Annotated in this window: 11 protein-coding genes; 7 read left to right on the plus strand and 4 right to left on the minus strand. The window is 45.0% G+C overall.

From position 1 onward, the window contains the following. Positions 1-102: 102 nt before the first annotated feature. The 4 genes from F0228_RS00595 to phnW form a co-directional block, all read right to left on the minus strand. Positions 103-1170 (minus strand): OmpA family protein, encoded by a 1068-nt coding sequence (locus F0228_RS00595; protein ID WP_171761672.1) that lies wholly within the window; start codon positions 1168-1170, stop codon positions 103-105. A gap of 330 nt (positions 1171-1500) precedes the next feature. Continuing rightward, positions 1501-2319, minus strand: coding sequence for a phosphonoacetaldehyde hydrolase (phnX, locus tag F0228_RS00600; RefSeq protein WP_061031219.1), 819 nt, complete (start codon positions 2317-2319; stop codon positions 1501-1503). An 84-nt stretch (positions 2320-2403) separates the two neighbouring features. Beyond that, positions 2404-3825 (minus strand): aspartate aminotransferase family protein, encoded by a 1422-nt coding sequence (locus F0228_RS00605; RefSeq protein WP_171761673.1) that lies wholly within the window; start codon positions 3823-3825, stop codon positions 2404-2406. Further along, on the minus strand, positions 3825-4928 hold the full coding sequence (gene phnW, locus F0228_RS00610; protein ID WP_171761674.1) for a 2-aminoethylphosphonate--pyruvate transaminase: 1104 nt from the start codon (positions 4926-4928) through the stop codon (positions 3825-3827). The genes F0228_RS00605 and phnW overlap by 1 nt, the downstream gene beginning before the upstream one ends. A 350-nt stretch (positions 4929-5278) precedes the next feature. On the opposite strand from phnW, the gene F0228_RS00615 reads away from it, so the two are divergent. The 7 genes from F0228_RS00615 (at position 5279) to F0228_RS00645 (ending at position 13525) form a co-directional block, all read left to right on the plus strand. Next, positions 5279-6289: a putative 2-aminoethylphosphonate ABC transporter substrate-binding protein gene (locus F0228_RS00615; protein ID WP_128644407.1), complete on the plus strand. Its 1011-nt coding sequence runs from the start codon at positions 5279-5281 to the stop codon at positions 6287-6289. A gap of 120 nt (positions 6290-6409) precedes the next feature. Continuing rightward, positions 6410-7828: an FAD-dependent oxidoreductase gene (locus F0228_RS00620; protein ID WP_171761675.1), complete on the plus strand. Its 1419-nt coding sequence runs from the start codon at positions 6410-6412 to the stop codon at positions 7826-7828. Positions 7829-7925: 97 nt separating this feature from the next. Then, positions 7926-8579: an HAD-IB family hydrolase gene (locus tag F0228_RS00625; protein WP_171761676.1), complete on the plus strand. Its 654-nt coding sequence runs from the start codon at positions 7926-7928 to the stop codon at positions 8577-8579. A 274-nt stretch (positions 8580-8853) separates the two neighbouring features. After that, the gene (locus tag F0228_RS00630) at positions 8854-9963 is read left to right on the plus strand and encodes a putative 2-aminoethylphosphonate ABC transporter ATP-binding protein (RefSeq protein WP_171731359.1); all 1110 of its coding nucleotides are present in this window, start codon (positions 8854-8856) and stop codon (positions 9961-9963) included. Between the two features lie 21 nt (positions 9964-9984). Continuing rightward, on the plus strand, positions 9985-11694 hold the full coding sequence (locus F0228_RS00635; RefSeq protein WP_171761677.1) for a putative 2-aminoethylphosphonate ABC transporter permease subunit: 1710 nt from the start codon (positions 9985-9987) through the stop codon (positions 11692-11694). Positions 11695-11761: 67 nt separating this feature from the next. Then, the gene (gene phnR, locus F0228_RS00640; RefSeq protein ID WP_061031211.1) at positions 11762-12466 is read left to right on the plus strand and encodes a phosphonate utilization transcriptional regulator PhnR; all 705 of its coding nucleotides are present in this window, start codon (positions 11762-11764) and stop codon (positions 12464-12466) included. Between the two features lie 156 nt (positions 12467-12622). Then, the gene (locus F0228_RS00645) at positions 12623-13525 is read left to right on the plus strand and encodes an EamA family transporter (RefSeq protein ID WP_061031210.1); all 903 of its coding nucleotides are present in this window, start codon (positions 12623-12625) and stop codon (positions 13523-13525) included. The last annotated feature ends 24 nt before the right edge of the window (positions 13526-13549 follow it).

A 13549-nucleotide genomic window follows, 5' to 3' on the forward strand; every position in this document is an offset into this window, starting at 1 on the left:
CTTTTCGGCTTATGAGCAAACATAGATAAAGAAAGGGCGGAGCACTTATCAGTGCTCCGCCCTTATTAGTAAGGAAGATATCGTGATTGCGGCAGAATACGATTATTCCACTGTCTCTACGATAACCTCTTCAAATTGAACATCTTCTTGGTACTCGAAGCTTGGAATTGTTGCTTCAACACGACGGTTTTGTGCACGACCTTCAGCTGTATCGTTTGATGCGATTGGGTTTTCTTCCCCTTCACCAGAAGCGGTAATGCGGCTTGACTCAATGCCTTGCTCTTCGATGTATGCTGCTACTGCTGCCGCACGTTTCTTAGAGATCATCATGTTGTACTCAGCAGCACCTGTTGAATCTGTGTGACCAACAATATTAACGGTAGACTGAGGGTATGTTTGTAAGACTTCCACAATTGGCTGTACAGCGGCTTTACCTTCGTCTGAAAGCTCGGTGCTGTTAGTCGCAAATGTACCTTGAGAGAAGCTCTCAGTTTGCGCTTTGGTAACTACTACCTCAGCTTCCTCTTCAACAACCACAGTTTCTGGCTCTGTGATTGGTTCAGAAGGTGCTTGAGTAACCGCCGCCGCAGAAGCTGCAGCCGCTGATGCGGTTGTATTACCTGTGCCGAAATTGTAGCTAAGACCTACTGTGACAAGGTTGGAGTTTAGATCTTGAATGATCTTATCGTCAAAATCATCGAAGTATTGGTATTCCACTCTCACTGCCCAGTCGTCTGAAAACTGTTTCTCAGCACCGATACCCAGAGCCAGTACAACATCATCTTCATCGTCATGCATGATGTAAGCTGGACCCGCTTTGAAGAAGACATCAAACTCTTGTTTGATCGCCAATCGGTACATTGGGCTCAACGATATTGCAATAATGGAATCGCTGTAGCGCTGAGTTGTCCCGTTGTAATTAAAACTAGTGTCGTAGTCACCTAGGTAATCTGCGTTTAATTCCAGTGCAATGTTATCGGTAAAGTTGTAGCCACCGTAAAGACCACCGGCGACTGAATCATCTTCACAGTTCACACTATCTACACAAGCACTATCAAGCCACCCCATCCCGACTTTCGCACCAACATAAGTGGTTGCAGCGATGGAAGGAGCAGCAGCAAAGCCTGAAGCTGCAATGACGGCACACATAATCTTTGAGAGTTTTTTCATAATCTTATCCTTGGATTAACTCTTATTGTTATCTGAATCAGTCCTTTAAAACGATTTCTTACTGATAGGCACACTGCAAATGTAAGTAAATCAAGGCGTTGATCCAGTTCGAACCTATCTTGGAACTCTTAATACATTGTTAGTCTGATTGCTTATGGGAGTCAATGAAGTTGTTAAGATTTATATATTCAAAGTGCTATTTACAGGCGTTTTTGTCAATTAATTGCTGTCTCAAATGTTGGAAATGAAGAAACCTCGCATCACCTTATATCGGTAATGCGAGGTTTTCGTTTTGTACTGAAGCTTGCCTGAGTAGGAAGGTGAGTGTCTTTAAGGACGCTCGCCAGCCAATAAGCGCTTTTCGATATCAGCAATTACTTCAGGCAAATCGGCTATGGTGTCAATTAGATAGTGCGGGTTTGATTTGTTTAGCTTAAGGCTGGCTTTTTCACGTGCTGCTGCCAGTGTTGTTTCGTCTGCATCTAAGTATTCTTGGTAAGTTAATCCTGCTTCGTTGCCTGATAACACAAGACCTACCGTCCACATGCCTGCGTTGTGACCCTCATCAATGCCCGGGGCTGCATCATCCACTTTCACACAGGCTGCAACGTTTGTTACGCCTAGGTCGATTACGTTTTTAAGTGCCATGAATGGTGCAGGGCGACCACCTTGAGGTAAGTCATCGGTTGCAACCACGTTGTCTGGACGATAGCCATAATCTGCTGCTGCAGGAATTAGAACATCCATCACTTCACGTGGGTAACCGGAACAAGAACCGATTTTTACGTTTTTCTCTTTTAGGTTATTCACTACTTCAATCGCGTTTAAAATTGGCGCTGCGTGGTCGGCTACTTTCGCTTTTTGAAGAGGCATAAATGCCGCGTAAATCGCATCAACGTCTTCACTGGTCATCGAACGTCCAAACTGAGCAGTCCAACGAGCATCAACTGCAGGGATTCGACCCACCGCTTGGATGTGATCCCATTTACCGATACCCATAGGTTCACGAGCTTCTGCTAAGTCGATGTCAAAGTCGAAACCTTGTTTGAATGCTTCAACGAAAATACTGGTTGGAGCAAATGATCCAAAATCAACGATAGTGCCTGCCCAGTCAAAGATAACTGCTTGGATAGGTGATGTTGTGTTCATAGTCGTGTCCTATTTCTGTTCTCTCCCAGCTCAAGTTGCTCTGGGAGACAAATGATTGTTTTAAGTTATTGGTTAGATGATGGTTTAAAGGTACTCAAAGTCTTTGCAGACTTTTGCTATCGCTTTTTCGAATACAGACAGAGCGACTTCTAGTTCGCTGCGACTGATGATCAATGGTGGGCTCAACTGAATCACGTTACCTTGTGACACCTTAAAGCTCAGGCCATCGTTCAGACACTGGTAAAGTACTGCTTCTGCTTCATCGAACGCTCGGTTTTTGGTGATATGGTCAGTGACCAATTCCACTCCCCAAAGCAGGCCGATGCCGCGAACGTCACCAATGACTGGGTATTTCTCTCTCATTTGAAGCAGTTGTTCACGTACGAATGCGCTGTCCGCCTGTACTTTTTGAAGTAGATGTTCTTGCTCAATCACTTCCATCGTAGCCAGTGCCGCCGCGCAGCCAATAGGACTTTTTTCGTGGGTGTAGTGACCAAGTGATACTTGCGCTGCCGTGTTGTATTTGTCTTTAGTGACCATGGCTGCAATTGGAAGCAAGCCCCCGCCAAAACCTTTACCGATACAAAGAATGTCAGGTTCGATATCAAAGGCCTGGTGAGTGAACCATTCGCCACTACGACCCATACCGTTTGGAATGTCGTCGATGATCAACATGACGTTATGCTTATCGCAGATCTCACGGATGCGCTTCCAGTAAGCTTTGCTTGGAACTTGAACGTCTGTGTTACGCACTGCTTCGGCAATGAAGGCTCCAATGCCACCTTCTTTTTCAATGATGTACTCAAGGTAATCGGCATAGTGCACATCACATGCCGTCTCATTGCTATCGCCTGAACTACCTCCTTTAAGCGGGAAAGCGCCACGATAAGAGACGGCTGGTGGAATGCGTTCTACGCCAGCCATTAATGGCCCCATGCCTTCGCGGAAACAAGCTTCACCGCCCACTGAAATTGCGTCCAGTGACGCGCCATGGAATGAGTCCCACAGTGAAACGACCTTGAAGTTGTTGGTGACATGTCGAGCTAGCTTGAGTGCCATACCAATAACTGACGTTCCACCCGGTGCAAACAACACGCGGTTCAACTCACCACCGCAGATCTGTGTCAGCTTTTCAGCACATTGAACGGCTGTTTCATTGGTAAAGCGACGTGGTGAAAACGGCAATGACGCCATTTGTTGAGTCACTTTATTAATGATGTGAGGGTGACCATAACCCAGTTGATGGACATTATTGCCATGAAAGTCCATGTACTTTTTGCCAGTCGCATCTTGAATGTAGATGCCTTCGGCTGCTTCAAGAGTGTCTAGGCAAGGCGTTGACATCGCTTGATGAAGAAACACGTCTGAGTCACGTTTTAACATCGCTTGAGTCGCCTCATCGTTTAGCGACTCGTTCCATTTCTCACGCGCTGGCGTGGTGTTCACATCGCCTTCGCTTCGAAAGTGTGTCGCCTTTAGAACAGAATCTTGATTGGCCATCGTCATTATTTGATGTCCCAGTACATAGCGTTTTTCACTGCGCCAATGAGAGCTTCAATATCTGACGGATACACTTCACCGATGTTACCGATTCGGAAGCAGTCTGCGTTTGAAACCTTACCCGGGTAAATCACAAAACCTTGTTCTTTCAAGCGGTCATAGAATTCCTTGAATTGGTAATCGCTATGAGTTGGAGAATAGAAAGAGGTAATGATAGGTGAATGAAGATCATCATTAAGCAGTGGTTCAAAGCCAAGAGAGCGCATACCTGCAACCAAGGTAGTTTGGTTGGTTTGGTAGCGATTATGACGAGCTTCGATACCGCCTTCCTGTTCAAGTTCAAGTAGGGCTTGGTAGAAAGCACGCACTGTGTGAGTTGGAGAGGTGAAGCGCCATTTACCGTGATTGCTTTCCATGCAGTGCCATTGGTCAAACAGATCAAGGCTTAATGAGCGAGCTTGGCCTTTGCACTTTTCCAGTTCCGATTGCTTAGCAATGACAAAGCCGAAGCCCGGTACACCTTGGACGCACTTGTTTGCTGAGCTGATCATGTAATCGATACCTAAGTCAGCGATATCCATAGGGATGCCACCAAAGCTCGACATTGCATCGAGAATGACGGTTTTGTTGTGCTGTTTTGCCAATTTGGCAATGTCTTCAATTGGATTCAGCATGCCTGTCGTGGTTTCACAGTGCACAATCGCAACGTGAGTAATGTCTGAATTCATGGCCAATGCCGTTTCCATTTCGTTCAAGTCAGGCTGTGATGTTTCACCTGGGGAAACGACATGGCATGGAATGTTTAAGTATTCTGCAATTTGAGCAATGCGAGCGCCGTACGCACCGTTATCAACAACAAGAAGTTTACCGCTGTTAGAGATAACGCTACCGATTGTTGCTTCTACCGAAGCGGTGCCGCTACCTTGCATTAATACGCTTGTATATCCCGCTTGCTTAGTCGCTAAAGTCACTAGCTTGCTACGAATCACTTCAACAACGTCTTTGTTGTATTCATCATCCCAAGTACACCAATCTTTTAACATCGCTTGGCGAACGGTTTCAGAAGTAGATAAAGGGCCCGGTGTCAGCAGTAAGTATTCGTTTCTCATGTTCAACTCTCGTGATTTTTATTTTGGACTATACCAGTATTTAGAGCTACTTTAACAACCAATTTAAACGGTCGTAAATAGCCCAAACATCATTTTCACAAAAGCTTCATATTAAAAATGTTCACTTGTCTTGAGAAAGTTTTCGATCTTTAAACTGCCATTTTTCGTTCATTTAATCGTCACAAAAGCCAGTTAGCTTAACACTCGAAATCTGGTATATACCAATACGGAGGTGTGTGCCAACAACTGGAATGAATTTTTGAATATAGGTGCCTCTCGATAGGGCTTCTAGCTTTAACAACTTTAACTTTGGCAACTTCTCACTTTAGAGTTGGGCCTGACTGGAGAAAATGATGAAAAACCGTTTTATGAAAGGATCACTTGCAGCATTAGTCACACTATTAGCTGGTAACGCTTATGCGGCACAGGAAGTGACGGTTTACACCGCTTTTGAAACTGACATCTTAGCGAAGTACAAAAATGCTTTTGAAAGCGAAAACCCAGACATCAACATCAAATGGGTACGTGATTCAACTGGGATCATGACGGCAAAATTATTAGCTGAGAAAAACAACCCTCGTGCAGAAGTGGTATGGGGCCTTGCGGGTTCTTCAATGGCTCTACTTAAAGAAGAGGGCATTCTTAAGCCTTACACTCCTCAAGGTGTAGAAGCGCTGCGCTCAAACCTCAACGATCCGCAATCTACTCAAGCTTGGTATGGCAACGATGCATTCTTCAATGCGGTTTGTTTCAATGAAGCGGTAGCGAAACAACTTAACCTACCAGCACCTAAATCTTGGGATGACCTAACCAAGCCTATCTACAAAGGTCATATTGCGATGCCAAACCCAGCGTCTTCTGGTACTGGTTATATGCAAGTGTCTGCTTGGCTACAAAACATGGGTGAAGACCAAGGTTGGAACTACATGCAGAAGCTAGACCAAAACATCGCTCACTACACGCACTCTGGTTCTAAGCCATGTGTTCAAGCGGGTATGGGTGAAGTCGCTATCGGTATTTCTATGGCGAGCCGTGGCGCTAAGCTGAAAACTCAAGGTGCACCGCTTTCTGTAATTACGCCTGAAGGTATCGGCTGGGAATCTGAAGCGGTAGGTCTTGTGAAGCCGTCCGATGCAGCGCAACGCGTGGTTGATTGGTCTATCTCTAAAGCAGCAAACGAGCTTTACATCGAAATGTACCCAGTTGTTGGTCACCAAGATGTGACGGCAACAATTGAAAACTTCCCTAACGTCGAAAAGAACATGGCAAAAATGGACTTTGCACGTATGGGCAGCGAGCGTGCAGACGTATTGAAAACATGGTCTGAGAAGTTTGACGCTAAATCAGAGCCGAAATCTTAATCTATCGAGCTACTCAGTTAATTAACTATTAAGTTCATTAGAAGTTAGAAATCAGTAAAGGAAGGCTTCGGTCTTCCTTTTTTAGTTTTACGCCTTTAGGTTTTATGTAAGGTACGACAAATGACAAAACACTACTCATATTGGTTCAAACAAGCACTAGAAAAGGAGTTTGGCGGCATCGATGCGGGGCTAGAATCTGCGAAGCCACTGCAAAAAGACATTAACTGCGACATCGCTATTGTTGGCGGCGGTTACACAGGGCTGTGGACGGCGATTTTGATCAAGCAGCAGCAACCTCAAAAGCATGTTGTGGTGATTGAAAAAGGTTTGTGTGGCAGCGGCGCTTCTGGTGCGAACGGTGGCTGTATGCTGACATGGTCGACTAAGTATCCCACGTTGAAGAGGCTCTACGGAAAAGAGCAAGCAAAATGGCTGGTAAAAGAATCGGAAAAGGTCATTTACGAGATCGAAGCTTTCTGTAACGAACATAATATCGACGCGCATTTGTATCGTAGCGGGACTTATTACACGGCAACCAATGAAGCACAAAAAGGTGGAATGGAGCCCGTAGTGAATGAGTTGGTTAAACAGGGTATCAATAGCTGGAAGAAGTGTGACAGCTCTTTGTCTGATAAAGCAGGATCGGAGCGTCATATCGAAGGTTATTACTCAGAAGCCGCGGGCAGTGTGCAGCCAGCATTACTGGCGAGAGGGTTACGTCGAGTTGCTATTGATTTAGGGGTTGAAATTCACGAAAACACGGAGATGACTTCGCTTGATTATGGAGCCCCAGCTCGAATCCAAACCAAAGGTGGATCTGTTTTTGCCGACAAGGTCATTTTGGCACTCAACGCATGGATGCTCGATCACTTTAAAGAGTTTAAACGCAGTATTGTGGTTGTTTCGTCAGACATGGTTGTCACTAAGCCTATCCCTGAAAAGCTTCAGCAATTTGGCCCAGAGAAAGGGGCGGCAGTGGTGGATTCACGTATCTTTGTTCACTATTACCGAGACACCCAAGATGGACGTCTGATGTTGGGTAAAGGTGGCAATAAGTTCTCGTTTGCCAATCAAGTTGAAAGCATGTTTAACCAAAAGACAAACTACCTGTCGATTCTAAATCAATCGTTCGAAAAATTGTTCCCTAAATTGGAACAAAGTGAGTTCGATTACAACTGGTCGGGTGGATCAGATCGCTCAGTAACAGGATTGCCATTTTTCGGTAATCTAAAAGGCCAAAACAACATCTATTATGGGCTCGGTTACTCAGGTAATGGTGTTGCGCAAACTCGTATGGGCGGAAAGATTCTGTCATCTATGGTACTCGGCACTGACAACGCTTGGACCTGCTGCGGATTAACCAAAGGACCGCTTGGGCATTTCCCACCAGAGCCATTCCGTTGGGTAGGGGCCATGACGGTGCGCAATGCAGTACGCAGAAAAGAGAACGCAGAAGACTCAGGAAAAGCGCCATGGTGGCTCGATAAGCAGTTGGCAAAGCTGGCTGGTGCGGCAGGTAAAGCCGACAAGGTTGAGTGAATCTTTGTTGTAGATTGTGCTTTGCAGGTTAAGCGAGAACCGATCTTCAAGTGGCAACTGAATTGGAAGTTAAATTTGATTTGAAGTGAGAATTGATATGACGACCCCGCTGTATGTATTTGATTTAGATGAAGCACTCATGGATGGAAACAGCGCCATGATTTGGAATGAGTTTTTGGTTGAGAAAGGCTTGGCAAATGAACCTAGCTTTTTGAACGAAGAACGCCGGCTTATGGCGCTGTATGTTCAAGGTATTCTCAATGAAGATATTTACCTTGAATTTGCAACCCGCTCACTAGCCAATAAAACTTATCAAGAGGTGTGTGCATTATTAGAAGAGTGCATTAATCGTAAAGTTCTCAGCAAGATCTTTCCTCATCTTGCAAAGAGGAGCTGGTCGTCAACAACACAAGGGCAGCCGATGGTGATCATCTCTGCCATTGTGTCATTCATTCCTGCATGTGTGGCAAAAAGGCTCAATATTCCCAATGTTGTCGGTATTGAACTCATGGAATCGTCGGGTCAATACTCTGCCAAGATTTTGGGGCTTCCGAGTCATCCGCATGGCAAGGTGGTTAGTTTGAATGAGTGGTTAGAGCAACACGGCCCTTCGCACAACCATAGTCAAATTGGTGCTGACTCGATTAATTATTTACCTCAATATGAAGTGGCGGATCGCCCTCACTTGGTTAATCCACACGAACGTTTAAGCGCTCGCTTGGAATCTGCTCCATGGCGTGCGATCTACTGATTTCAGTATTGGAAGAAACAATAGATATAACCATAAACAAGCATTGATATTTGGCGGTGAAAAGCACATTGGCTTTCATCGCCAAATACCTATTTGAGGACTAGTGGGTTTCTGTAAGATATTGAATATTATTACTTGTTTTGATCTCGTCACCCTCAGTTAGAATGAATTTTATTTCTGCAATATAACTGTCATTTAGCTTCTATAAATTTGTCACTCAACTGAAATATTCAAAGTTTAAATTTGGTATATACCATATAAAGAGTGCTGTAGTATGAGCAACCAAACTTATTTGAATATTGAAAACGTTGTAAAGCAATTTGGCCAATTTACAGCGCTAAAAGACATCTCCCTATCGATTGAAAAAGGCGAGTTCGTCTGTTTCCTTGGCCCATCTGGTTGTGGAAAAACAACCTTATTGCGTGCGATTGCAGGTCTAGACTTACCAACCTCAGGTTCCATTGAGCAAAATGGCAGCGACACGACCTTCTTACCGCCAGAGAAGCGCGACTTTGGCATCGTGTTCCAATCTTACGCTCTTTTCCCTAACCTGACGGTGGAAGAAAACATAGCAATCGGGTTGAAAAACCAAGGCATGTCGACCAAAGAAGCACTAGAAACGGTGGAGTCTTGGCTAGAAACCATCGGCTTGCCAACGTCTGGTCAAAAGTATCCGAATCAATTATCTGGCGGTCAGCAGCAGCGTGTGGCTTTAGCTCGCGCACTGGCCTTGTCTCCTGGGTTACTTCTGCTTGATGAGCCGCTGTCTGCACTCGATGCAAAAGTAAGAACACACCTGCGTGATGAGATTTGCCAATTACAGCGCAAGTTGGGCATCACCACGATCATGGTGACACACGATCAAGACGAAGCTTTGACTATGGCAGACCGCATCGTGGTAATGAACCATGGGGTTATTGAACAGGTGGGGGCGCCTCAAGAGATCTATCAAAAGCCAGCGAGTCGTTTTGTTGCTGAGTTTGTCGGCAGCATGAACTTCATTCAAGCCTCTGTGGCTGTTCAAGGCAAGATGCGTATTGCTGAGTCTATGTTACCACTTCCTGGATTAGACAATCTGACTCCAAAGCAGGGGGATGTGTTCGATATTGCGGTGCGTCCTGAGCAAATCCAGTTCGTTGATCGTTTTAATGAGTCGTTACCTGTCAGAATCGTTTCGAGTGAGTTTCTAGGGGCTTTTTACCGCGTCGAATGTCAATTGCAGCATGACTCTACCGCTAAAGAGATTATCGTTGATGTGCCAGTCAAAGAGTTCAATCGATTGAAGTTACGCCGCAGTGATATTCGTTATGTGGCGTTTGATCAAGAAGGCTTGCGAGCTTATCCATCGAAAAGTGTTCAAGTGATGAAAGACGAGGCGGCGTAAAGAATCATGGAATCGACTCAAATGATGCAACCTAAGCTTCTAATTCAACGACGAGTACAGCCTTTACTGGCTCGGTTAAGCAAGGACAATGTGATTCTATTTGGGCTGTTGGCATTTTTGTCTGTAGTCATGACACTGTTTATTCTGATGCCATTGTGGGCGATGCTGAAAAAAAGCGTTCAGAATACTGATGGCGAATTTGTAGGTTTACAGAATTTCGCTACGTATTTCGCTTCGCAAAGCCTTTGGCAATCTGTGGGTAACACTTTTACGCTTGGCATACTGGTAACGACAGTGGTTGGTGTTTTAGCGTTTGGTTACGCTTATGCGTTGACTTGGTCATGTATGCCTTTTAAGGGGCTATTTCAGGTATTAGGCTCTGCGCCGATCCTTGCGCCTTCATTACTTCCTGCAATTAGTCTGATCTTCCTATTTGGTAACCAAGGCATTGCCAAAGAACTCCTCAGTGGCAACTCGGTATATGGCTTAATTGGCATCTCATTAGGCCTGATATTCTGGACGTTTCCACATGCCTTGATGATTCTAACCACTTCACTCAGAACGTCCGATGCCCGTCTTTATGAGGCAGCACGTGCACTGAATACGTCGTCGCTCAAAACCTTCTTCATGGTTACCTTACCTGCAGCCAAATATGGCTTGATCAGTACGCTTATCGTGGTGTTTACGCTGGTGGTATGTGACTTTGGTGTACCAAAGGTTATTGGCGGTAGTTACAACGTTCTATCAACGGATATCTTTAAGCAGGTAGTAGGTCAACAAAACTTCTCGATGGGGGCTGTAACCAGTATCTTGTTGTTATTGCCTGCATTGCTTGCGTTTACAGTGGACCGCTGGGTTCAAAAGAAGCAAAAGAGCTTATTTGATACCCGCTCTGTAGCTTACCAACCAGAGCCAAGCCCACTGCGTGATGGAGCATGTTTCCTGTATTGTGCTGTGATATCAGCTGCTGTCGTTATCATGCTGGGGATGGCGATATACGGTTCTATGGTCACCTTCTGGCCTTGGAACAAAGCGCTGACACTGAACAACTACAACTTCGCAGAAATGAGTACCTATGGTTGGACACCGTTCTTCAACTCGCTAACACTTGGCGCATGGACTGCCATTATCGGTACCGTATTGATTTTCTTAGGTGCGTACTGCATTGAGAAGGGCAGAGCATTTGGTCCTGTTCGTCAGGCGATGCAGATGCTCAGTGTTGTGCCAATGGCCGTTCCTGGGATGGTGTTGGGTTTGGGTTATATCTTCTACTTCAATGACCTGAGCAATCCACTTAACTTCTTATATGGCACAATGGCGTTCTTGGTTATTAATACCGTGGTTCACTATTACACGGTTGGGCACATGACGGCATTAACTGCATTGAAGCAGCTGCCTGCGGAAATTGAAGCCACCGCAGCCTCGGTAAACTTACCGCAATACAAATTGTTCTTTAAGGTGACGGTACCAGTTTGCCTGCCTGCGATTTTAGATATTGCGACATACCTGTTTATTAATGCACTTACCACCACATCTGCGGTAGTATTCTTGTATTCTACCGATACGATACCTGCGTCAGTTTCAGTACTGAATATGGACGACGCGGGGCAAACCGGTGCAGCAGCAGCCATGGCGGTAATGATCATGATATCTGCAGCGAGTGCGAAGTTGACTCATATGTTAATCAATAAGTTATTTGAGAAGCGCACCCAAGCTTGGCGCAAGCGCTAGCGAACCATTGTAGATTGCAGTTGGCCAAGGAGTGGCTGACGACAAGAATAAGAATGAAGGAAATTAAGTGCAGTACGTAAAAATCAAAGATGTCATCGTAGAGCAGATAGAGTCTGGGATGTTAACACCGCGACAAAAGCTGCCTGCGGAACGTAAGCTTGCTGAGTCGTTTGATACAACACGAGTTACGTTACGTGAAGCGTTATCTTCGCTCGAAGCGGAAGGGCGCATTTATCGAGAAGATCGACGAGGTTGGTTTATCTCGCCAGCACCACTTCGTTACGATCCAACACAAACATTGAACTTCACTAATATGGCTCTGGCGCAGAATCGTAAGCCGAAAACTGAGCTGATCTCTGCCAAGGGAATGCTCGCCACGAAGGAGGCGACTAAGCTCCTTGAACTGCCTCCTTTCTCGGATGTTTATCGCGTAGATAGAGTTCGTTATCTTGAAGATAGGCCTGTTGTGTATGTGACAAACTACATTCGACCAGAGCTATTTCCTAACTTGCTCGATTATGACCTGTCTAAATCACTAACGGACATCTACCGTGAGCACTTTGGTGTGGTGTATCAGAAGATTCGTTACCGTGTGAGTACAACGTCTTTGCTGGGTGAAACCGCGCAAGCACTGCGTGCAACTTCTGGCTCTCCTGCAATGGTGGTAGAGCGTGTTAACTACAATCAAAACGGCGATTTGATTGACTGTGATATTGAGTATTGGCGTCATGATGCAATCAGTATTGAATCGATAGCTCAACTCGAACGCTAATCACTTTGACACTGTGTTAGTTAACTAACGGGTCCCTGATAATTCTGTAGGGGCGTCCGGTTTCAATGATTTAAGGTCTCTCATCCAGAGACCTTTTTTATCACTTCAATTAAGCTGTTGCTTTTATTTTATATTTACTAATGATTTAGGAACGAAATGGAATTCTCTGCCATCATCATCGTGATTATTTCGGCTCTACTGCATGCGGGCTGGAATGTTCTAGGTAAATCAAACCAAGGCTCTGGCTCATCCTTCTTCTTAGCGTCTGGCTTTGCCGCTGCTGCGATATTGACTCCTTATCTTATCTGGTATGTCGATAATGTTGGCTTTGCAAATATCTCTCTTCCATTTTGGCAATTAGTTTTGCTGAGTGGGATCTGCCAAATTATTTATCTAATTGGTTTAGGTGCTGCCTATAAACAAGCTGATATTGGTGTTATTTATCCAATGGCTCGAGCATTGCCTGTGTTGATGGTTGGTTTGGGAACCGTATTAATTGGCTATGATCTTTCCGTTAATCAATGGGTTGGATTTGCACTGATTACATTAGGTTGTTTGTTTGTTCCATTGAAACAGTTCTCTGAGCTGAGGCTGAAAGCTTACCTGAACCTTGGCGTGTTGTGGGCTCTCATCGCGGCTATTGGTACTACGGGTTACTCCATTATTGATAAAGAAGCGCTTTTGTTATTGGAGCCATTAAGCACGTCTAACATTACTAATAAACATACGGCGATTTTCTACCTAGGCATTCAATTTTGGGCGATCGTGATTCCGCTGAGTATTTGGTTATTGGTGACCAATCAAAGAGTCGAGTTTAACAACGCGTGGATACTACGTAAGAAAGCCACGGTTGCAGGCATTATGATGGCATCGACCTATGGCTTAGTGTTATTTGCGATGACCATGACAGAGAACGTCAGCCTGGTTGTGGCACTTAGGCAAGTCAGTATCATCTTCGGTGTCGTGATGGGGATCTACTTTTTAAAGGAAAAGTGGCACATGACTCGCGGTGTAGGCGTTGTTTTGATTCTTATAGGTCTAGTTACCTCACTGATTTAAAAAGCGCCTACTAGGCTATCTTGC

The sequence above is a fragment of the Vibrio sp. 99K-1 genome, assembly GCF_013114585.1.
In the GTDB taxonomy this organism is placed as follows: domain Bacteria; phylum Pseudomonadota; class Gammaproteobacteria; order Enterobacterales; family Vibrionaceae; genus Vibrio; species Vibrio chagasii_B.